This window comes from Enterobacter sp. SORGH_AS_0287 (genome assembly GCF_031453695.1).
GTDB classification, from domain to species: Bacteria; Pseudomonadota; Gammaproteobacteria; order Enterobacterales; family Enterobacteriaceae; genus Enterobacter; species Enterobacter ludwigii.
In genome coordinates, this window is the sequence record NZ_JAVIZW010000001.1 from 2,949,356 (window position 1) to 2,969,834 (window position 20,479).

The 20,479-nt window shown below is 54.9% G+C and carries 19 protein-coding genes; 4 read left to right on the plus strand and 15 right to left on the minus strand.

Annotation, left to right across the window (positions count from 1 at the left end; all coding sequences use genetic code 11):
• The 3 genes from foxA to QE396_RS14035 all read right to left on the minus strand — a co-directional run bounded on the left by foxA (window position 1) and on the right by QE396_RS14035 (window position 3,556).
• Window positions 1–2,109, minus strand: coding sequence for a ferrioxamine B receptor FoxA (gene foxA, locus QE396_RS14025; RefSeq protein ID WP_309952635.1), 2,109 nt, complete (start codon window positions 2,107–2,109; stop codon window positions 1–3).
• Window positions 2,110–2,230: 121 nt separating this feature from the next.
• Window positions 2,231–3,184 (minus strand): AraC family transcriptional regulator, encoded by a 954-nt coding sequence (locus QE396_RS14030; RefSeq protein WP_020885333.1) that lies wholly within the window; start codon window positions 3,182–3,184, stop codon window positions 2,231–2,233.
• 138 nt (window positions 3,185–3,322) lie between these two features.
• Entirely contained in the window at window positions 3,323–3,556 is a 234-nt protein-coding gene (locus QE396_RS14035) for a DUF2171 domain-containing protein (RefSeq protein ID WP_020885334.1), read from the minus strand.
• 229 nt (window positions 3,557–3,785) lie between these two features.
• Between QE396_RS14035 and QE396_RS14040 the strand changes: the two genes are divergently transcribed.
• Complete coding sequence (locus QE396_RS14040) at window positions 3,786–3,980, plus strand: DUF2767 family protein (protein ID WP_020885335.1); 195 nt, start codon at window positions 3,786–3,788, stop codon at window positions 3,978–3,980.
• 38 nt (window positions 3,981–4,018) lie between these two features.
• Here QE396_RS14040 and QE396_RS14045 read toward each other — a convergent pair whose 3' ends face one another.
• The 3 genes from QE396_RS14045 to QE396_RS14055 form a co-directional block, all read right to left on the minus strand.
• Window positions 4,019–5,140 carry a cupin domain-containing protein gene (locus QE396_RS14045; RefSeq protein WP_047366565.1) on the minus strand — a complete coding sequence of 374 codons (1,122 nt, stop codon included), beginning with the start codon at window positions 5,138–5,140 and terminating at the stop codon, window positions 4,019–4,021.
• Between the two features lie 115 nt (window positions 5,141–5,255).
• Complete coding sequence (locus QE396_RS14050; protein WP_014168451.1) at window positions 5,256–5,858, minus strand: ATP-dependent Clp protease proteolytic subunit; 603 nt, start codon at window positions 5,856–5,858, stop codon at window positions 5,256–5,258.
• Between the two features lie 63 nt (window positions 5,859–5,921).
• The gene (locus QE396_RS14055) at window positions 5,922–6,692 is read right to left on the minus strand and encodes a DeoR/GlpR family DNA-binding transcription regulator (protein ID WP_020885337.1); all 771 of its coding nucleotides are present in this window, start codon (window positions 6,690–6,692) and stop codon (window positions 5,922–5,924) included.
• Between the two features lie 93 nt (window positions 6,693–6,785).
• Between QE396_RS14055 and QE396_RS14060 the strand changes: the two genes are divergently transcribed.
• On the plus strand, window positions 6,786–7,172 hold the full coding sequence (locus QE396_RS14060) for a VOC family protein (RefSeq protein WP_020885338.1): 387 nt from the start codon (window positions 6,786–6,788) through the stop codon (window positions 7,170–7,172).
• A 33-nt stretch (window positions 7,173–7,205) separates the two neighbouring features.
• Here QE396_RS14060 and QE396_RS14065 read toward each other — a convergent pair whose 3' ends face one another.
• Window positions 7,206–8,600: an MFS transporter gene (locus tag QE396_RS14065; RefSeq protein ID WP_020885339.1), complete on the minus strand. Its 1,395-nt coding sequence runs from the start codon at window positions 8,598–8,600 to the stop codon at window positions 7,206–7,208.
• Between the two features lie 45 nt (window positions 8,601–8,645).
• The gene (locus QE396_RS14070) at window positions 8,646–9,734 is read right to left on the minus strand and encodes a cellulase family glycosylhydrolase (RefSeq protein ID WP_047366564.1); all 1,089 of its coding nucleotides are present in this window, start codon (window positions 9,732–9,734) and stop codon (window positions 8,646–8,648) included.
• Window positions 9,735–9,919: 185 nt separating this feature from the next.
• Between QE396_RS14070 and QE396_RS14075 the strand changes: the two genes are divergently transcribed.
• Window positions 9,920–10,927: a LacI family DNA-binding transcriptional regulator gene (locus QE396_RS14075; protein WP_014168446.1), complete on the plus strand. Its 1,008-nt coding sequence runs from the start codon at window positions 9,920–9,922 to the stop codon at window positions 10,925–10,927.
• On the opposite strand, the gene fosA is transcribed toward QE396_RS14075, so the two are convergent.
• The gene (gene fosA / locus QE396_RS14080) at window positions 10,913–11,338 is read right to left on the minus strand and encodes a FosA/FosA2 family fosfomycin resistance glutathione transferase (RefSeq protein WP_020885342.1); all 426 of its coding nucleotides are present in this window, start codon (window positions 11,336–11,338) and stop codon (window positions 10,913–10,915) included. The genes QE396_RS14075 and fosA overlap by 15 nt on opposite strands.
• Window positions 11,339–11,537: 199 nt before the next feature.
• Here fosA and trpS point away from each other — a divergent pair, with 199 nt between their 5' ends.
• A complete protein-coding gene (gene trpS, locus QE396_RS14085) occupies window positions 11,538–12,539 on the plus strand; it encodes a tryptophan--tRNA ligase (protein WP_047366563.1) in 1,002 nt (333 codons plus the stop codon).
• A 210-nt stretch (window positions 12,540–12,749) separates the two neighbouring features.
• On the opposite strand, the gene QE396_RS14090 is transcribed toward trpS, so the two are convergent.
• The 6 genes from QE396_RS14090 to QE396_RS14115 all read right to left on the minus strand — a co-directional run bounded on the left by QE396_RS14090 (window position 12,750) and on the right by QE396_RS14115 (window position 20,392).
• Window positions 12,750–13,700 carry an aminoimidazole riboside kinase gene (locus tag QE396_RS14090; RefSeq protein ID WP_020885344.1) on the minus strand — a complete coding sequence of 317 codons (951 nt, stop codon included), beginning with the start codon at window positions 13,698–13,700 and terminating at the stop codon, window positions 12,750–12,752.
• A 108-nt stretch (window positions 13,701–13,808) separates the two neighbouring features.
• On the minus strand, window positions 13,809–14,822 hold the full coding sequence (locus tag QE396_RS14095; RefSeq protein ID WP_020885345.1) for an OmpG porin family protein: 1,014 nt from the start codon (window positions 14,820–14,822) through the stop codon (window positions 13,809–13,811).
• Between the two features lie 12 nt (window positions 14,823–14,834).
• Window positions 14,835–16,328: a glycoside hydrolase family 32 protein gene (locus QE396_RS14100; protein ID WP_047366562.1), complete on the minus strand. Its 1,494-nt coding sequence runs from the start codon at window positions 16,326–16,328 to the stop codon at window positions 14,835–14,837.
• A gap of 14 nt (window positions 16,329–16,342) precedes the next feature.
• Window positions 16,343–17,608, minus strand: a complete 1,266-nt coding sequence (locus tag QE396_RS14105) for an OmpG porin family protein (RefSeq protein WP_020885347.1) — start codon at window positions 17,606–17,608, stop codon at window positions 16,343–16,345.
• A gap of 92 nt (window positions 17,609–17,700) precedes the next feature.
• A complete protein-coding gene (locus tag QE396_RS14110) occupies window positions 17,701–19,134 on the minus strand; it encodes a glycoside hydrolase family 32 protein (RefSeq protein ID WP_020885348.1) in 1,434 nt (477 codons plus the stop codon).
• Window positions 19,135–19,153: 19 nt separating this feature from the next.
• A complete protein-coding gene (locus QE396_RS14115; protein WP_014168436.1) occupies window positions 19,154–20,392 on the minus strand; it encodes an MFS transporter in 1,239 nt (412 codons plus the stop codon).
• Between the last annotated feature and the right edge of the window lie 87 nt (window positions 20,393–20,479).

The following is a 20,479-nucleotide window of genomic DNA, read 5'->3' on the forward strand; positions in this document are numbered from 1 at the left end:
TCAAAACGTCCATGAAACGCTGCCAACGATACTGCGTTCCGCGCCGAAATAGCAGTAGGAGAGCGAGTTACACGCCGCCACATAGCGTTTATCGGTCAGATTATTGACGTTCAGCTGCGCGCTCATACCCGTGAGCCCCACCTTCGACAGGTCATACCCCACCACCATATCCACCAGCGTATACGACGGCAGCGTATGGGTGTTCTGGCGATCGCTGGTAATGCCGTTGACGTAACGAACGCCGGAGCCGACGGTCAGGCCGTCCAGCGGGCCCGTTTTCACGTCGTAGCTGAGCCAGGCACTGGCCATATTCCGCGGCGCATAGACGGCGCGCTTGCCCTCCTCTTCCGGGCTGCTCTTCTTGTAGCGAATGTCGGTATAGGTGTACGCCGCCTGCATGCGCAGGCTGTCGGTCAGTTGACCCACCGCTTCCAGCTCAACGCCCTCGGACTCGATTTCACCGATGGAACGGTACGGATCGGTCGGCTCCTCTTTGGTGGCGATATTCTTCTGGTTGATGCGGAACACCGAGGCGCTGAACTGGCTGTTCATCCCCTCGGGTTCATACTTCACGCCCGCTTCCCACTGCTTGCCTTTCATCGGGTCCAGAATGTTGCCCTGCTCATCGGCGAAACTGGTCGGCGTAAAGGCCGTGGAGTAGCTGACGTACGGCGCGACACCGTTATCAAACAGATACAGCAACGCCGCGCGGCTGCTGACGTTGTTCTTATCCAGGTCGCTGCGGGTATGGTTAACGTTATCAACGTTCGACACGCTTACCTGGTCATAACGCCCGCCCAGCGTCAGGCGCCAGCGGTCAATGGACATCTGATCCTGCAAGTAGTACCCGGTCTGGCGCAGCTTATGTTTTTCCTTGCTGTACTGGGTGATGTAATCCGGTTTCGCACCGTAAACCGGGTGGAACGCGTCAATGGGCGGGAAACCGCCGTAGTAGCCGGTCACGTTATTGGTACGGTCCTGATAATCCAGGCCAATCAGCACACGGTGGTTAACTGCCCCGGTATCGAAACTGCCGTCGACCTGGTTATCCAGCGTGATGGCATTCATCTTCTCGTCAGAACCGGAATAGCCGCGGTTGAGCTCGGTATCGTTCAGCCAGCCCGCGGCATATACCTGATTCAGCTCCACTTTGGTGTGCAGATAGCGCAGCTTCTGGCGCACCGTCCAGCCGCTGTCGAACATGTGCTCAATGTTGTAGCCCACCATGTTTTCCCGACGATCGTACTTGTCGTAATCATCCTCACCTTCAAAGAAGGTGTTGGTGATTTTCTTACCGTTATGCGGCACCACGGTGCCGTCATAAGGCAGGCCAGAGTGGCTCCCCCCTTCCGGATCGCGGTGCAGATAGGCCATCAGATCCAGACGCGTGTTATCAGTGATGCGCCAGGTCAGGCTCGGCATCAGCGCGTAGCGCTCTTCCTTCAGCGGATCAAACTGGGAATCGGCATAGCGGGCCATCCCGCTGAGGCGCACCGCCACGCGGTCGTTATCATCGACCGGACCGGTAACGTCGAACATCGCCCCGCGCTGGTTATTGTTCCCGGCAAATAGCTTAATCTCCCCGCCCGGATCGAACGACGGCTTGCGGGAGGTCAGCGCCACGATACCGCCCGGCGATGAACGGCCGTACAGCACGGAGGCCGGGCCACGCACCACCTCGATATTGTCGAGGAACCAGGGGTCCACCACCAGCGAGCTGTGAGAGTTGGTGTCTCCCATCATCTTCAGGCCGTCGAGGTAGACGTTATCCAGACTGCCGTCGGAGAAACCGCGCAGCACCATGTAGTCGAAGCGGTTTGACGCGCCAATCTGGTTGCTGTAAACCCCCGGCGTGTAACTCACCGCCTGGCGCACGCTGGTCGCGCCCTGCTCTTCAAACTGCTCGCGGGTAACGATAGAGACCGACTGCGGAGTCTCTATATCCGGCGTTTCAAGCTTGGTGGCAGCAGATTGCATCTGTGACGTGACCACAACGGTGTCCGTTTTTTGGGCATCCTGCGCCAGCAAAGGAAAAGCGACGCTACCGGTAACCCATCCCACCAGCAGTGCCAGATGTGACTTAGCAAACATAACCCTCTCCAAAGGTATTTCTTATTGTTAATAAGAATTATTACCTTTTTGAGAGAGCAAACAGCTATGCGCGCCGCCAGGATACGTATGCGCGGTGCTAAACCGCTCGGGTTGCGTTCGCGCGAAGAGAGAAAGTAGGTTAGCGGCGTTTGCGCACGTCGCCCGGTGCAATACCGTAATGGCGACGAAACGCGGTAGCGAAATTGGTGGCGTGCTGATAGCCACACATCCACGCCGCCTGCTGCACGCTATAGCCTTCAAGCAGATAGCGACGCGCCAGCGCGAGCCGACATTCGCGCAGGTAATCGAAAAGGGTGCAGCCGTAGCGTTGACGAAACTTGCTGCGCAGGCTGCTCGGGCTCATGGCGGCGAGGGCGGCCAGCTGCGCAAGAGTATGATCCTGCTCCGGAGACTGTTCCAGCCTGCTGCGCACGCGTTCAAGACGCGCATGCTCAGGCCGGCACGGGAAGGATTGCTGGCGCTGCGCCAAACCCTGGCCCAGAAGCTGATACATCAGCCCTTCCAGCAACAGCTGACGGGATAACGCGCTTAGACCCTGCTGCTGAGCATGCTGGATCCCCGCAAGGACAAACTCAGGGACGTGCCAGACCAGAGTGGGCGCATTCAGGCTTTGCCATTCCTGGAGCAGCGACTCAAGCAGGGTCTCGCGCCTGGCATCGTGTGGGAACAGACCAAACGAGAGCGTTTTCAGCGTGCTGTCGGCATCGTGACGCGCGCACATTATCTGCTCTTCACTCAGGCGGGAGCTGAAGGCCATGCCGGATCGTACGACATATTCAACGCCATTAAGCGCGATCGTGACGCCCCCTTCCAGCACCACCAGCATATAGAGTGGGCTGCTATGGCGAGAGGTGGTTTCGTAAGGTTGTAAAACGCGAACGTTGGAGTGGGTCAGTGAAATGCCGGATGAAAGCGTCATCTCTTCCACATTCCCCTGCAGCACGGCGCGGTTGTTGACCTGCGCATCTTTTAACTGCGGGAACCGGTAGTCGATGCCGTAGCGCTCACCGAATATCTGAAAATCCTCAACAAAAAACAGGCGTTTCGCTGATCTATTTTCACGCTGGAGCATATGACGGTGCCTGCATCGGGGAAAGGACAAACGAAACAGTACCATTCATTGGTGGTGGCAGCAATCACTGGGCATAAAACGTATTACGCTCCGGTCTGAGCCGGAGCGAAGAAATATATTTCAGTTAAAGAGATATATTTATGCTTGCTGCCACTCAGCAAAAACCTCTTTATGGTTTTTGGTCAGGACAACTTTATTATCATCCACTTTGTCCACCCAACCGAGCGGTATAAAGTGGTGCTTCCCACCGGATTCCGGATCGCTTTTCGCAAGCTTGATGCGCTCACCATCCAGATGGTCCACAACACCGACGTGTGTTCCGCAGCTGGCGACAACCTGAGCGTGATCCATAATTGCGTTTTTATCTACCATAATAATTCTCCCGTTTTGGTTATTTGGCCGTTGCACGGAATTAACTGTAGCGCATAAATTTGGCTTACGGGCGCTTATTAGCATTTTGAAACATCATTGACACAACAGGATATTATGACTACCGCGAGGCATAGCGAAGCATAATGAAAAAATAAGAATAAGATGAATTATTCTCGACGTTTATTTTTTATTTCATAATTACATTATCGCAACCAACGAGGAGGCATTAATGACGATTCGTAATATTCGTAATAATCGTACAGAAATTTCACTGGCTCTTGGTGAAGCGGTTTTAGACATTGTGCAAAAAGGCCACGAGCTATCGCGTGAAAATCTGGCGCAGGCGATGAAAACAAAAGCAGAGAAGGAGCGCGACGATGAGCGGCTCCTGAATTACTGGAAAGCCTGTAATATGCTGGTCTGAACGAGGCGGCGTTTAGCCTGGCTAAACGCCGCCAGCCGTTACTCGTCGAAGAACCAGTAGCCCTGGTTAATCAGTCCGGTCAGTTCGTCAATAAACGCCGGATTGTTCAGCGCCTCGCCCAGCTCAGCCTGGCCGAGTTCCGTGTAGCGACACAGCACGTCCGCAGCCTTTGCATCTACCGTTTCCACCAGTTCGCTGTTGATGAAGACGCTGCCGTTGATATTCAACACGCGCAGACCGCTCAGGCGAGACAGCGTTTCGCCACCCTGCAATGCATCACGCACTTCTTCTGCCGTGTACGGCGGTTCTGCGGTGGCAATATCCAGCTCATGGCGCGGCGTCGAGACAAAGCTACCGAACCATTTCGTGAAATCATCAGGCTTGCTGATCATGTCGATCATCATCTGGCGAATACGATCCAGCTCGTACTGTTCCACGCGTCCAGGGTGTTCGCGGCAGGTCAGATCCGGATCGCTGTAGTGCTCGCCGCCCAGATCGTTTTCCAGCGCGTAATCGGCAAAGCTGCTGATCAGATCGCGGCCGTTCGGCCCACGGAAACCGACGGAGTAGTTGAGCGCCGTTTCGTGGGTAAAGCCGTCGTGCGGGAAGCCAGGTGGAATGTAGAGGATATCACCCGGGGCCAGATCTTCGTCGATGATCGGCTCAAACGGATCAACGTGCAGCAGTGCCGGATGCGGGCAGAACTGGCGCATTGGCAGCTTGTCACCCACGCGCCAGCGGCGGCTTCCCATCCCCTGAATGATAAACACATCGTACTGATCGATATGCGGGCCCACGCCGCCGCCAGGGACAGAGAAGGAGATCATCAGGTCATCCAGACGCCAGTCTGGCAAGACGCGGAACGGGCGCACCAGCTCCGCTGCAGGCATGTGCCAGTGGTTCACCGCCTGCGCCAGCAGCGACCAGCCGGTTTCGCCCAGGCCATCGAAGTGCTCAAACGGCCCATTGCTGGCCTGCCATTTACCGTTGGAATGGCTGACCAGACGGCTATCGACTTCAGGCTCCATCGCCAGCCCTGCCAGTTCGTCCGGGGTAATCGGGTCGACAAAATCAGGGAAGGCATTTTTCAGCACTACGGGTTGTTTCTGCCAGTATTTTTCAAGAAATTCCGGCCAGTTCAGGTTCAGTTGATACGCCATGGGTAGCACCAGTGAGAGGGTAAACAGGCGCGATTATAGGGGAGACGGTCCAGGGGGAACTTGTCATGGGTCAAACGAGAGGAGAAGGCCGGCGCAAACGTCCGGCCCTGAGGGATCAATCCAGCTTCAGATCGTCATAATGCGTAATCAGTTTACCCACAATGCCGTAGTCCAGCGCTTCTGCCGGAGACATCCAGAAGTTGCGGTCGGTGTCTTTTTTCACTTTTTCCAGCGGCTGGCCGGTGGCGTCCGCAATCAGCTTGTTCACGCGATCCAGCATGCGGATGATCTCGCGCGCTTCAATCTCAATATCCGTCGCCTGACCACGCACGCCACCCAGCGGCTGGTGGATCATAAAGCGGGTGTTGGGCAGAGAGTAGCGATGCTCTTTTTTCGCCGCCAGGAAGATGGTGATCCCGGCGCTCGCCACCCAGCCGGTACCGATGATGTGTACGTCCGGACGGATGAACTTGATGAAGTCATGGATGGTATCACCCGCTTCCACGTGGCCACCCTGGCTGTTGATGTACAGCTTGATCGGATCGTTGCTCACGCTTTGCAGCAGGATCAGTTGGGTAATGACTTTTTGCGCCAGTTCCTGGTTGATCTCACCGGAGATAACAATCGAGCGGGACTCGAGCAGTTTTTGCTGCAGCGCGCCCGCGCCGTTTGACCCTTCCGCTTTATCCTTATCGCCTTCTTTCAGTGTGTAGTGCATTGTTATGTCCTCAGCATTTAGCGCTCAAAACCAGAGTGTAGCCTGTTTTACCGGTCAAAGTCCTCAGGCGCACACAATGCGAACATCCTGCGCCGCAAACGCGTCGATAACGTCCTGTTTAATATTCGCGTCCACCACCAGCACATCAATGTCCCGGCTCTTTGCCACGACAAAGCGCGCCACGCCGGGAAGCTTGTCAGCAGTCAACGCCACGATGGTCTGGTTGCTCTGGGCGATCACCGCTTTTTTGAACGCACAGTCGGCAAAATCAAAGCCGGTCAGCCCCATCTCAGGATCCATCGCACAGCCACCGATAAAGGCCTGATCAAAGATAATCCCCTCAAGCTGGCTTGCAGCCGTGGCACCCACCGTCGCGCCGGACGCCCGCTGGATCTGCCCGCCGGTGATGATCACCTCACACAGCGGATGTTGCAGCAGCGCGGTCGCGATGGCCGGGGAGTTGGTCACCACCGTCACGCTGAGTTCGGCAGGAAGGGCTTTCGCCAGCGCCAGGTTGGTGGTGCCCGTATCCATAAAGATACAGCCACCTGCTTTTATCAGCGTTGCCGCTTTCTGCGCGATTGTGGCTTTTTGTGCACTGTTTTCCTGCTCACGGCGGCTAAATGTCCCCGCATCCGGCAGCTGAAGTACCGCGCCACCGTAGACCTTCTTACAGAAGCCCTCTTTGCTAAGCTCATGTAAATCACGGCGAATGGTGTGCTCGGAGACCTTCATTTGTGTCGCCAGTTCGGTGCACACCACCCTTCCGCTCTCCTGAAGGATCTGACGGATCAGCGCTTGTCGTTGCTCCGGAAAAGCAGCATAATCGAGCATTATAAGTCCTTTAAAATAACAAAACCGAGCATCAAAGCGCATAATGTTGCACTGCGCGTGCTCTGTCAATCAGCACTCACCGCGAGGATAACAATGAACATTGCCCATGTTGCACTCTGGACCCGACACCTTGATGCACAGGTACAGTTCTGGGAAACGGTTTTTGGCGGACGCCGTAATGAACGCTACCTCAGCAAAAATCGCCCGGGCTTTGCGTCACATTTTATTACCCTGGATGGCGGTCCAACCCTTGAACTGATGACGGTTCCGGACCTGCCCGACGCCCCGGCTCATCCGGAGTTTATTGGCTGGGCGCATATCGCCATTCACGTCGGCAGTCAGGCTGATGTGGACCGTATGGCGGCGCAGGCACAGTCAAACGGCACCCTGCTCAGCGCCCCCCGCATGACCGGGGATGGGTTTTATGAGGCGGTGATTGCGGACCCGGACGGCAACCGGATTGAGCTCACAGGAGAGTAAAAGACATAACGCCTGCTATGCAGGCGTTAATGTTTAATTCACCGTGGCCGGGCGCGCCAGATTTTCCTCGCCCTCACGTTGCTGCGCTTTCTCGTGCTGACGTTCCGCCAGCAACCGGCAAATCTCCGCATGCTTCTCCTCGGTAAAGGTAAAGCGCGACATAAACCCAAGCCGGATCAGCGAGCCGATGGCGGGCAGCAGACAGATACCAAAGAACAGCCCCGACAGCACGCCGTCACTCTGGGTTTGCGCCTGCGGGACATAGCCGATCATCGTCAGAAACACGCCGATTAGCCCACCGCCGACCGCCACCGACATCTTGCCGGTAAAGGTCTGTCCGGAGAAGGTGATCGCCGCACAGCGCTTGTGGGTGTGGTACTCCGCATACTCAATGGTGTCGGCAATCATCGACGAGGTGAGGATGTTGGACATCATCACAAACAGCGTACTCAGGCCAAGCAGGATAAACAGCATTGCCGTCTGTTGATAGCCCACAAACCACATCACCACGCGTACCGCGACATCCAGCCCGCAGAGGATCATAAACAGCTTCCGCTTCTGCATCCTGCGCGTCAGCATTGGGGCGACGAGACACACCACCGCCGCCATAATCCCCATCACGCCGATCGCCATCTGCAGGCTGCCGTCACCCATATTGTTGATAAAGAAGTAGATGTAGAGGCCGCCAGCCACGTTATGGAACACGCAGAAGAAGAACGACAGCAGAACGATAAACAGCGGCTTGTTCTGGCGCAGGTTATGGAAAGTGTCACGTATCGTCACCTTTTCCGGACTCGGCGGCACACGCTCCTTAATCTGCATAAAGCCGTTGAGCATCAGCGGCAGGCCGACCAGCATCATCACCAGCGCCGCCATAAAATAGCCTTTGTCGTTGCTGTACTGGGCGAAGAACGCCGCCAGTTTTGGGAAGAAAATATTGGCGCAGGCGATCCCGGCGTTAACCCCCAGCATGGCCGCCGTCACCGCGCGGGTGCGCTGCCCGGAGTCATTAGTCATCACCGACGACATCGACCAGAACGGGATATCAGAGATGGCGTACAGCGTTCCCCACAGAATGTACGTCACCCCGGCGTAGAGAATTTTGGTGGTCATGTCCGCTTCGATTTTATAGAACGACAGCAGCGTGACGCCGGTAATGAGTAACGGGGCGATCAGCAAGAAGTGGCGAAACTTGCCGAACCGGGTGTTAATGGTGTCCATTATGCTGGCAAAGAGCGGGTCGTGAACCGCATCCCACGCGCGGGCAATCAGGAAGATGGTACTCGCCGCCAGCGCCGAAATCCCCAGCACGTCGGTGTAAAAATAGTTAATAAACGAACCCACTAAACCAAAGCTAAAACACTGACCTAATCCATAACCAAAATAAGACCACAACTCGCGAGACGGTATTTTCATTGTCATTGCCATAGTGCGTACCTGGTTGCCCGGCGGCAGGCCGCCGGGTCGATATTATTAGCCCTGCGCTTTCGGGGCGATCTTACGGAGCTTCTTCATTAAGGCCATTTCACTGCGCGAGAACGGGATACCGTTCTCCTCAAAGACGTCGTGGAACCAGAGGCGGCAGTAGTCCGTAGACTCCTTCATCACCACCGGCCACGGCAGCCACGTCTGGGTTTTACCGCGCACCAGCCCCCACTGATACGGCGCGACCTTCGCCGTGTACATCAACGGGAGCTGCTCCTCGAGGGTGCTGCCCACGTGGCGGGCCAACCATTCGGTGCAGAAGATTGGCCGCCCAAGCGCCTGCAGCTGCTGGATAATCGCGGTCATGCGTCCGGTGTTGGTGTAAGCGTGGAAGCTCACCACGTCGGATAGCGCCAGCGCGGTTTGATCCAGCGGATGCTGATAAAACGTCTCGTCCTCCTCTTCCGCCGGCAGACGCCACGCGCAGACGGTGAGCGGCTGAGTGGGATCCTCTTCACGCACCCAACGGAACGCCAGCTTCATCAGCTCATGCGCGCAGGTCTCCAGCTTCGCGTCGTACTGCACCTCCTGCGTACCGGTCGCAAAAATGCCGCGGTTGCCCGGCTCGTTATACAGATCCCATAGCAGTACGCGCTCATCGTCGCGGAACTGACGGATAACGTCGCGGATATAGCGCTCAATCTGCGGCCAGCAGTCGGGATTGCAGACTTTATCGCGCCCCGGGCTCGCTGCCGCCTGGCTGTTGTGCTTGCCCGGCACCGGCGGCTTTTGCGGCCCCAGATACGGTTCATCGCCGGAGAAACCGCAGTCGTCCATCAGGGTCAGCATGGTGCTGAACCCGTGGCGGTCGGCCATCGCCAGAAACGCGTCGATGCGCGCCATCAGGCCGTCGCGATCGTGTTCCCAGACAATAAACGGCAGGTTGATGCGCAGGGTGTTGTAGCCCGCCTCCGCCGCCCAGCCCAGTTCGCGGTCAATGGTATCGGCATCGAAGGTCTCTTCCTGCCAGATATCGGTCCAGTTCACCGCCGTCGACGGTAAATAGTTAAACCCACACAGCCAGCCTTTTTGCTGATACCACGCCTGTGCCTGCTCCCTGCTCCACTGCTCTTTCATTACGCGTCCTCTTACTGATAATATTTAGCTAATAAATATTAGTTGCGGGATAAATGCGCAATTCATGACGCTCCGAAAAGCGACAGCCTTCACAAAGTTCATGCAGGCGCGAATAAGAAACGTGATCGACGGCGCGTAAGCGAACAGTTAGGGTATGATGCGGTGTCGCGAGAGGGAGAGGACGGATGAAGCGAAAAACAAAAGTCACGATGAACGATATTGCGCGGGCGGCGGGGGTGTCGCAGGCGACGGTATCGCTGGTGCTCAACCAGTCCCGTAACATCAAGCTCAGCGACGAGACCCGCCAGCGGGTGATCGGCGTGGCGACCGAGCTCGGTTATGACCGCCTGCCTGCCATTCACGCCCCGCGCAACCAGGAGGAAATCGCCCTGCTGGTAAGTTCCCTGCAAAGCTTTGATCCGTTTATCGATGCCATCAGTCAGGCACGGGAAGCCGCATGGCGCAACGAAGCGCTGCTGACGGTGTACGACTACGGTGATGACGTAGAGCTGGCACTGAACATTATCCGCCAGCTGGAGAAGCGCAACTGCGTGGGGATTATCCTCGCCTCCCCCGTTACCACCCTTGTCGACATGACCGCTTTTCAGGACTGCACCCGCATTCCACTGGTGCTGCTCAATCAGCGCGACCCCGGTTCGCCGCTGCTGCCGTCGTTTATTCCGGACGACTACGCCAACGCCTTCCAGGTGACCAAACACCTGATCGCCTGCGGTGCAACGCGTATCGCTCACATCACCGGCGAGAGCTGGATGGAGGCCTCCCGCCAGCGGCTGGCCGGCTATCAGGCCGCTTTACAGCAGGCCGGTTTAGCCTGTGACGAGAGTCTGGTGCGCCAGACCAACTGGCAGTTCAGCGAATCCTTTACCGCCACCACCTCTCTGCTGGCGCTGGACGAACGCCCGGACGCCATCTTCTGCGCCAGCGACTGGCTGGCGATCGGCTGCTATCAGGCGCTGGCGGTAAACGGCGTGCGCATCCCGCAGGATATGCTGCTGGCGGGCTACGACGACCAGAAGATCTCCGAGCAACTCACCCCACCGCTGACCAGTATCCAGCTCCCCTACAGCGAGCTGGGACGGCTGGCGGTGGAGTACCTGTGCAATCAGGAAGATGCCGCCACCCACGTGACGCTGGCGGGCAGGCTGAAGGTACGGACATCAAGCCTCGTCTGAGGTGAAGACCATTCCGGCATAGGGTTTCTCCCGGCACGCCGCCAGCCGCGCGGCGAGGCTGCCCACGTGCAGCTCCAGCTTGTGCCCGTCCGGGTCGAGAAAATAGAACGATGCCCCCTCGCTTTTGTTTTGCTTCCAGACGGTAACGCCCGCCTGCTCCAGCTTGTGCGAGAACGGCTCAAAATCTTCCGCCGCAACGGTAAACGCGTAATGGGTATAGTCGCTCTCCTGCGGCGGCACGTAACCGCGCGCCTCGTCATAGGACAGGCAGACCCACAGATCGCCGCAGGTAAGATAGGCCCCGGTATTCCAGCGGGAGTGCAGCGTCAGCCCCAGCAACTCGTGCCAGAAGGTAACGCTTTTTTGCAGGTCGCTGACCGCGAGGGTCAGATGGTTGAGTGATTGCAGCATGACGTGCCCTTTTGTTTTTTGCGCCAGACGTGGTACGGTAACTTCATGAACATAAACCACGCCGTGCTCACCGTAAACCGCTGGTGGCTGCCTTCTTAAAGGCGGCACGGAGTAGTTTTCCCCATTTTCAGATAGCCGCCGAAAGGCGGCTTTCACATTTCTAAGACCCCTTTCGGCACTTGCACATTAAGGAGTCTTTATGAACGTTCAAACCATCCTCACCGGCGACCGCCCAACCGGCCCGCTGCACCTGGGTCATTTCGTCGGTTCGCTGCGCCAGCGCGTGGCGCTACAGCAGACGCATAACCAGTATGTCTTGATTGCCGACCTCCAGGGGCTGACCGACAACGGCAGCAACCCGCAAAAAATCCGCGACAACATCCCTGAAGTGCTCGCCGACTACCTCGCCGCCGGCATCGACCCGAACCTGACGACACTCTGCCTGCAGTCCGCCCTGCCCGCTCTCGCCGAGCTGACAATGTTGTATATGAATATCGTCACCGTCGCCCGCGTCGAGCGTAACCCGACGGTGAAAAACGAGATTGCGCAGAAAGGCTTTGCCCGCTCGCTGCCGGTCGGTTTTATGGCCTACCCCATCAGCCAGGCGGCGGACATCACTGCGTTCAAAGCCGAGTGCGTCCCCGTCGGCGACGACCAGCTGCCGATGATTGAGCAGACCAATGAGATTGTGCACAAGATGAACAGCCTCTTGCCTGCCCCGGTGCTGCGCCACTGCAAAGCGATGCTCAGCGACACCGGCCGCCTGCCCGGTATCGACGGCAGCGCCAAGATGTCGAAATCACTGGGCAACACCCTGCACCTTTCCGCCAGTGAAGAGACGATTCACCGTGCGGTCAGCGCCATGTACACCGACCCGAACCACCTGAAGGTGAGCGACCCGGGGCAGATTGAGGGAAACGTGGTGTTTACCTACCTCGACGCGTTTCATCCGGACAAAGCCAAAGTGGCAGCGATGAAGGCGCATTATCAGGCGGGCGGACTGGGTGACCGGCCATGCAAGAACGAGCTGGAGGCGTGCCTGCAGGAGCTGATTGCACCGATGCGGGAACGGAGGGCGATGTACATGCAGGATAAAGGGGAGCTGATGGCGATGCTGAAGCGCGGCACGGAACGGGCGCAGGCGGTGACGCAGGGAACGCTGAGGGAAGTGAAGGTTGGGCTGGGGGTGCCGGTGTTTTGAACTCGCGATTACAGTCGTCTTCTCCTCAGTCGACGCCTGCATCTGTGGCCTTCACAACCAGAACCACCGCACTCTCGCAGCAGTGGCGGCGGTAGTGAGTCTGGAGGGATGGCGTCAGGGGATATCTCTACCGATGCGGCTAGCCGCCCTGCTCAATGGTCTGGACGGCGCTGATATCCAGGATGTGAACAAAACATGTTCTCACCCTGTTTAGCCCTTTTTCACCTCGTAATCCGGTAGCGAGAATCGAGTGATAAAGGTATTGAGCGCGTTGGTATCAGGTAGCGCGGTCAGCGCTCCTTTGCGCGTTGTCGCGAGGGCACCGCAGGCGCTGGCCTGAGCAATGGACTGGTGGAGTTGTTCAACATTCTGCGGCATCCCGCGATGTGCAATCCAGGCCAGCAACCCTGCGACAAACGCGTCGCCAGCCCCGGTTGTATCAATACTGTTGACGGTATAACCGTCGAAATGAATAACGCTGTCGCGCCACAGCACCATGGCACCTTGCTCACCGTAGGTCACGACTTTAAGTTGCGCGGGCAGAGCATTGAGAGCATTAAGCGCATGGGAAAAATCGTGAGAGCCTGTCATCCAGTGGCATTCTTCTTCCGAGAGTTTAAGAATGTCGGCCTGGGCGGCGAAATGACGCACCGTCTCGAGCATTTCATGCTTATCGGGCCACATTTGCTCCCGTAAATTCACGTCGAAACTCAGTAATCCCCCACGCTGTTTTACATGGCTGATGGCGGTGACGAGCGTATGACGACACGTTTCGGCGACCAGGGCCAGAGAGCAGAAGTGCAGAATATCGTCGCTAAAGTCGGGCAGCGCATCGGGTGTTAAAAATTGATCCGCGGAAGGGTTGGTTAAAAAGGTAAATCCACGCTCGCCAGCGCGGCCCAGAGAGACCAATACCGTGCTGGTTCTGTGCTGATTATCCAACTGCAGACTTTCGGTTGAAACGCCTGCGTCAGACAGCGTTTTCTTCAGAAAATAACCAAAGTCATCCTCACCGACCCGGCCAATAAAACCACTCTGGCAGCCCAGACGCGCAGCGCCAATTGCCACATTGAACGGGGCACCTCCTGCGCAGGCCTGATATTGCATGTCTGAAAGCGGTAGAAGATCCACCACTGCATCGCCAAGAGTCCAGATATTCATGACATTTCCTCAATAATAATTAACTTTTTAAATGCGACCTGCGGGAAGGTCAGTTTTTTAATAGCGCTTAAGCATGAACAGGTACCATGGATTATCCAGGCATACGGGTTAAAAGTTATAATCCAGCATCAGCTTATATTCGGTGGTAACAGCCTCACCGTGGGTCACCCAGCTTCCGTCCTGTTTTATCAACGAGCCAGTAACTTCTCCTGACACGGTAAAACGAGAGGTTAACGGATAATTTGCCGATACCTTCAGGAAGCGGTTGCGGGTATTCTGGAAGACTTCGCCATCTTCAGGCTGCGCATTGTATTTCTTATAATGGCCATACCCGCCGCTGAGCGTTGTGGATAATTTCCCCCAGTTGCGCCAGACGCCGACAGACGTGGTCCAGCTTTTTTCGTCAATATCGCCCCACTGCGCCCTGTCTAAAATGGCAGAGGCAAATTGCTGGCGGAACCAGACGCCGGTGGTGTTATTAATAATATATTGCACGCCAGGCTCAATCTGAAATGAACGCACGTCGCGGTCATTTTGCGACCCACCGCTGCGGCGGTGATCGATCTGCTGATACAAATAATTAAAGAATGAGAAATTGTCCGTAACCCGAAGATCGGTAAAGAACTTAACGCGGCCTTGCCAGCGGTCCTCGATTGAGGCGCTTCCACCCATGACATCCCAGCCATAGCGCAGACGTTTGTAAAAATATTCATGGCCGATGATCAACTGAGTCCACTGGTTTTGGCTGAGGTAAGACTGATCCTCCCACGTCCCGTTATAGTGGGTGGTTCTGCCCTCAGAAAAAGCCAGATACCAACCGGGTAACGCATCGTGTCGCATCACGCCTTGTACAAACGTCAGTGAATCATTCCCGTTGTGGAAATGGCTGTTACGCCAGTTATTGTCCTCAATGGCATATTTCATCTTCAGTTGGCCATGAACGCGGCCACCGGCAGGATTGGAGGAGCGGGCTGAGGTCCACATAACCTCTTCATCCAGATAGGACCACGGGTCCACGGCAACAACCTTTCCCGAGGGGTCCTTCATGATGCTCATGCTCGCATTCGCCAGCGCGGGAAACAGAAGAGCAAAAATAACAGACAGGGCATGATAGTTTTTCATAATAATATCCCGTTAAATCATTTCTTTTATTTTCAACGTCGCGTGAAAATGGTCGTTTTGAGGCAGGCTAATACTCCACGGCTTCTCCTGCATGGAATACATCCGGGTACTGAATGCCGTTTTATTGTTTATATAAAAGACAGCAATTGAGTTTTGAATGAGAACGCGTAACTCAATTTTTTCCCCGATCGGAACATCTACCCAGGATTCCGCGTTAGCCTGATGAATCGACGCGAGCGGCGCGTTGAAAAAATAGACTTTTCCTTTGCTCTTATTGAATACAACGTTCAGCATCGCATCACTGACTCTGTCGTCGGTCAGACCAAAGCTCATCACCATTCCGGCAGAAGGAACATCGATGGTTGCGCTCAACTCACCGCGTTCAGGCAAGGCCGGGTACAGCGCCGACTGTAAGGGGCCGAACGACGTGGCCGTTTTAAGCGTTTTAGTGCTCGTTAAGGTGGTCACCGGACCAGGATTCTCACTGATGACCTTCTGAAGCTCCTGGGGCAGGATGCTGTTGAGTTGGCCCTGATCATCTGCGGTGAGCTCATGAGCTACCAGATTCCCTGCCCAGTCAATGTTGCCGCTGTCACGGTTACCGGCTTTCGTCGGGATCCAGCCGAAAACAAACAGCCGATCGTTTTTGAGTACCAGTTTACCCGCGTAAAAACCCGAGCCGTCGACCACATAATTGCCCAGTTTCCGCCACGGCCCCTCAGGATTATCCGCAACCCGGTATTGTGTCAGGCGTAACGGCCATTGGTCGCTAAAGCTGAGATACCAGCGTCCGTTGAAGTAAACCAGTGTCGGGCATTCGAGGTTGGCATTGCTGGTGATGGTGTCGTTATCAAAAAATACGCCGCGATCTTCCCAGTGCGTTAAATCCGTTGAACTGTACCGGGCAATAACCCCACGACCGTTACTGCGCGTAGTAATTAACATCCAGTATTCTTTCTTTTCCTCAATCCAAACGACGTGAGGGTCCCGGAAATCATTACCCCGATAGTTACCGCCGGGTAAAATGGTGTCCTGCGGGTGTTTCACCCAGTGAAGGCGGTCCTTGCTGGTCGCGTGCATAATAGACTCAACCGGGAACACATTTTCATTGTGCGCGGTGTACCAGGCATGCCAGGTATCGCCGACTTTAATAATCGAACCGGTTCCCAATAACAGTTCAGGATCGTCAACGTCGTTAACGTAGGGGATCACTTCGGAATGGTTCTGATAATCATACAAGTTGGCACTCGACAAGAGATGAAAAGCATGTACCCCCAGATCGCTGCCGCCGCGGACATCATTAAGATAATAAATATCAAATTTGCCATCGTTAAACACGGGCATAGGGTCGCCCACAAATGAACCGTCAACCCGCGGGAAAAAGCCATTAATATGGGTGATACTTTTATTCTGTAATGTTTCTTTCGAAGGCTGCGCCCAGGCAGGATTATTGCCGAGTGAAAGCGCAAGCAGCGCGACAGATGCCGCAACTATTAATTTTTTCATGCTACACCTGAATGTCAGAAGTTATAATTCACGCCAACCACGGTAAACGGGTTCCATGAGTGACCGGTCGATGTCCAAAGCCCGGTTTCTTTCGTAAATTGTGCTTTGAATTCACCGTATAATCGCACTTCACCAAATACCGGATAACTCAGCGTGCCACCGATAAACTTATACCGACCGTCATAGAAAACTTCGCTGGCATTGCTGGCGTTATCTATTTTGTCCTGGCCAAATCCAACATACAGGGAGGTTAATAATGGATACCAGTTTCGCCAGAGTCCGGCCGTGACTTTCCATTCTTCTTCGACAATATCGCCCCAGCTCTGACGCTCCTGGCGGTTATGATAATAATAGGGTCGCAAATAGAGTCCGAGATCCGGATTCACGCGGTATTGAATGGCTGGCTCAATTTCGAAAATGTACTGCTCCAGATCGCCATTCCCCGGTTCGTTCCCCTGAGGCTGATATTCGCCATACGCGTATCCGGCCAGGCTCCATTTGTTGGACAGTCGCAGGTCCTGCCAGATCTTAAACCGGTTTTTCCAGCGTTTCGTTGCCGTTTCGGACCCGACCATAACTTCCGTACCGATATTCCCTCGCCAGGTTTCGAAAATATGGCCCACAAAAAATTCATTGATGGTATTGGTGCCTTGATAGTCCTGATTACTGAACTGTCCTTTATAACTGTCTTCTCTGGCATTCCAGAAACCGAAATACCAGTTAGGCAATTCATCGTGCCTTAAAAAGGCCTGAATGGTGGCGAGTTTAAACTTGCCGCTGTTTTTCTTATTATTGCTCCAGCGAACATCGTCAATTTCTATCTGAGACCCGATGTTTCCATGCAGGCCACCCACTTCCATGTTACGACCGATACTGTTCCAGTGAACCGGTGGATCTTCCTGCCTTAAACGCAACAAACTGACGTCTTCGGGGTTATCCCCTTTAGGACGCTTTTTCACTTCCACTTTTTTATTCTCCATTTGCGCCGATAACGTCACGGGCTTTGACGAGGTCGTGAGTTCAGGTTTTTGACCTGCAGCAACCGGAGAAGACGAAGCACGAAGGGACGATTGTTCATTGCCGTTATTGGCTGATGATACACTCGTACCGTTGGTGTCTGATTCATCCTGAAAATAGCTTTGATAGTTTCCTGTAACGTCTTCAGCAATGGCAGGAAATGCCGCTAATGTCACCATTAATGCCAGCGTCTGTTTTCCTGGAACAAATATGTTTTTATCTTTCGCGGTAATGCAATTTTGAGGTATTACGCTTTCATCCATTTTGCTCTCTCATTATTCCAGACAATAACATGCCAGCCAGAGACTGGCAGAAATAAAAACTCACCCTGCAAGAAACGGGTCGGAACGGAGAATTATTTATCTAAAGACCAGTATCCCGCATCGTATAATGAGGCCTTCCCCTGATTTGCAAACAATGAAATATCGCGCTTGCCCGGCTGCGGATAAATACGACTGCTTAAGCAAGCGTCACCATCGTTAACAAAAACTTCCACCGATGAGCGGTCAATAAAAATTCGCAGTGACAGAACGCTGTCTGCTGGTAGCGGAATACTGCGCGTGCCTTCCAGCGAATATTCCGGATAGCGGCGCTCCACCACCAGACGCCCGGCCTGATCATCGACGTAAATTCTCAGCCCGTCGCCCAACGCGATACCAAACTGTTCAGCCGTCGATGCGCTCAAATCCCATGCCAGCTGAACTTCGACCGCGTCGGCATCTGCCGCGACAAGGACGTTCTGATTGTTCAGGCAGCGGACGGGCGTGGGATAATAGCTGCCACGCAGCGCGGTCACTTCGGCAGCCGGTTTCATTCTCACCCGGCCATCGACAAGGCTTAATTCGCGTGGAAGCGAGAGCATTCCGGCCCAGCCATCCTGCTGTTCGGGCATCGGTGATTCCCACATATCCAGCCACCCGATGACAATGCGTCGGCCATCCGGGGTCACGAAACTCTGCGGGGCATAAAAGTCGTGACCGTGGTCCAGCTCAGTAAATTGTCCGCTGTGGGTGAACGGTTGACCTGGCTGCCAGTCCCCAAGTAAATAGCCACTCTGGAACAGGTTGCGATAGTCATACCCTTCCGCCGCCATGCCCTGTGGCGAGAACATCAGGACACGCTTCTCTCCGAGGGTGAAGAAATCCGGGCATTCCCACATAAAGCCCTTGCCTTCATCAGCCTCGGCGAAAATACCGTCGTCATGCCATTCGCGGAGATCGGTGGAACGGTACAGGCGCACCTGGCCGGTATTTTCCACGCGGGAGCCGACAACCATGTACCAGAACTCACCTTCGCGCCACACCTTCGGATCGCGAAAGTGATGCAGTCCGGGCGGTGTATCAATCACCCTGCCGTGCCGTTCAAAATGGATGCCGTCACGGCTGGTCGCCAGACACTGCACCTGGTAGAGGTTGTCGTCTGTGTCCGACGGGCCGTGAAATTTATGTCCGGTGTAGATGAGCGCCAGCGTATCGCCGTCCACCACGGCGGAGCCGGAGAAACAGCCGTCTTTGTCCGCCGGGCCTTCCGGCGCTAGCGCGACGGGCAAATGTTCCCAATGCACCAGATCTTTGCTTCGGGCGTGCCCCCAGTGCATCGGACCCCATTTCGGGGAATAGGGATGGTGTTGATAAAAGGCGTGATACCAGCCGTCAAACCATACCAGGCCATTAGGATCATTCATCCAGCCTGCGCGAGGGGCGAGGTGATAGCGCGGATACCAGCGCGGATTAATCCCGGATTGTGCTTTTTCAAGCACCTGTTCAGCCTGTTCTAATAAGGATGTCATCGTCTTTACTCTCAGTACATTACACAGCGTTTTGCTGCAGAAAAGATGGCTCAGATGAGGATTTAGTTGAGCGCAAAAGGAAAATGGAAATAAACGTGGTGCTGAACACCATGATGCCCATGATCAGATAGGATTGGGCGAAGCCAAATCTCTCATAGCTAAAGCCTGCCAGCGGGGACAAGACGGTGCCAATGACGGAGCTGGTGCAGGCAAATCCCACCAGATAAATGGTGGAGGAGAGACGTTTGTCGAAATTCAGGCTGTTGTATTTAAATATGGCGACTAACAATATTGGCAGTTCGACCGCGTGAAGCAGTTTGGTAATGGAGATAAGCAAGGGGCCTTCCACCAGCCCGGAAGCAATCATGCGCAGCGCCATCACCATACCTGCGAATATCAGGCCATTTTTAGCGCCAATGCGATTAACCAGCCATGGCGCACAAAACATACCCGCGGCCTCGAGAAAGACCTGGAAAGAGTTTAAATAGCCAAACATCTCGTTCCCTTCTCGTAATGTCGGGAACTGTGACGAGAAATAGACCGGGAATTGCTGATCGTATACGCCGTAAATGCAGGTTCCGACCACGAAGAATATCAGCGCCCAGAAGCGCGGCAGAGTAAGCAGACGCAGGGCGTCTTCCAGAGAAACTTTTTTAGCGCCAATTTCGAGTTTCTCCATGCTTGCCGGCGCGGCCACCTTTAAGCGGGCCAGCAGACAGAAGAAGATTAACCCTGAGCATGACGCCACCAGGAAGTTAAGGTCAGGGTTGATATTAAACAATAACCCGGCAAAAAACGTGGCGACCGCCCAGCCCAGAGACCCCCACATGCGTGCCCGCCCAAACTCAAACGTACTCTGACGCGCAACGCGCTCGGTATAGGACTCCAGAACGCCGATACCGCCATTAAACGTCAGCCCGATAAATAAGCCCCCGAATACGCTGCCCAGCAGAATATTAACGCTCAGCAAGTAGCTAAAAAGCAGATAAGCCGGGCCGGAGAGGATCAACAACGCGGTGATAAACCATAACAAATGTTTGCGCAGACCAAGTCGGTCCTGGATAAAGCCATAACAGACCTGCGCGAAGAGCGCGGAGACAGATAACACGGAAAAAATAATGCCGGTTTCCGATGCCTTTAGCCCCACTTCCTGGTGAAGCCAGATTGAGAGTAGTGAACTTGATGAGGACCAGGTCACAAAGAAAAAGAACAGCAGAGCGCTGAGCAGCATGTAACTTCGAGTAGGCCGTTTTTTCATCTACGTAATCTCGCAAGAAGGATATGCTAAGATGGTAACGTTAACATTTCAGGCGTACACTCGATTTTGATGTGATACTCGATGTTA

Excerpts from the sequence above, each read along its gene's own strand:
- QE396_RS14095 (WP_020885345.1), bottom strand. The coding sequence starts at position 14,822 with ATGAAAAACTATCATGCCCTGTCTGTTATTTTTGCTCTTCTGTTTCCC.
- QE396_RS14040 (WP_020885335.1), top strand. The coding sequence starts at position 3,786 with ATGACGATTCGTAATATTCGTAATAATCGTACAGAAATTTCACTGGCT.
- QE396_RS14090 (WP_020885344.1), bottom strand. The coding sequence starts at position 13,700 with ATGAATATCTGGACTCTTGGCGATGCAGTGGTGGATCTTCTACCGCTT.
- QE396_RS14070 (WP_047366564.1), bottom strand. The coding sequence starts at position 9,734 with ATGAAAGAGCAGTGGAGCAGGGAGCAGGCACAGGCGTGGTATCAGCAA.
- QE396_RS14045 (WP_047366565.1), bottom strand. The coding sequence starts at position 5,140 with ATGGCGTATCAACTGAACCTGAACTGGCCGGAATTTCTTGAAAAATAC.
- QE396_RS14060 (WP_020885338.1), top strand. The coding sequence starts at position 6,786 with ATGAACATTGCCCATGTTGCACTCTGGACCCGACACCTTGATGCACAG.
- QE396_RS14030 (WP_020885333.1), bottom strand. The coding sequence starts at position 3,184 with ATGCTCCAGCGTGAAAATAGATCAGCGAAACGCCTGTTTTTTGTTGAG.
- trpS (WP_047366563.1), top strand. The coding sequence starts at position 11,538 with ATGAACGTTCAAACCATCCTCACCGGCGACCGCCCAACCGGCCCGCTG.
- QE396_RS14050 (WP_014168451.1), bottom strand. The coding sequence starts at position 5,858 with ATGCACTACACACTGAAAGAAGGCGATAAGGATAAAGCGGAAGGGTCA.
- QE396_RS14035 (WP_020885334.1), bottom strand. The coding sequence starts at position 3,556 with ATGGTAGATAAAAACGCAATTATGGATCACGCTCAGGTTGTCGCCAGC.
- QE396_RS14100 (WP_047366562.1), bottom strand. The coding sequence starts at position 16,328 with ATGAAAAAATTAATAGTTGCGGCATCTGTCGCGCTGCTTGCGCTTTCA.
- fosA (WP_020885342.1), bottom strand. The coding sequence starts at position 11,338 with ATGCTGCAATCACTCAACCATCTGACCCTCGCGGTCAGCGACCTGCAA.
- QE396_RS14105 (WP_020885347.1), bottom strand. The coding sequence starts at position 17,608 with ATGGATGAAAGCGTAATACCTCAAAATTGCATTACCGCGAAAGATAAA.
- QE396_RS14110 (WP_020885348.1), bottom strand. The coding sequence starts at position 19,134 with ATGACATCCTTATTAGAACAGGCTGAACAGGTGCTTGAAAAAGCACAA.
- QE396_RS14075 (WP_014168446.1), top strand. The coding sequence starts at position 9,920 with ATGAAGCGAAAAACAAAAGTCACGATGAACGATATTGCGCGGGCGGCG.
- QE396_RS14065 (WP_020885339.1), bottom strand. The coding sequence starts at position 8,600 with ATGGCAATGACAATGAAAATACCGTCTCGCGAGTTGTGGTCTTATTTT.
- QE396_RS14055 (WP_020885337.1), bottom strand. The coding sequence starts at position 6,692 with ATGCTCGATTATGCTGCTTTTCCGGAGCAACGACAAGCGCTGATCCGT.
- QE396_RS14115 (WP_014168436.1), bottom strand. The coding sequence starts at position 20,392 with ATGAAAAAACGGCCTACTCGAAGTTACATGCTGCTCAGCGCTCTGCTG.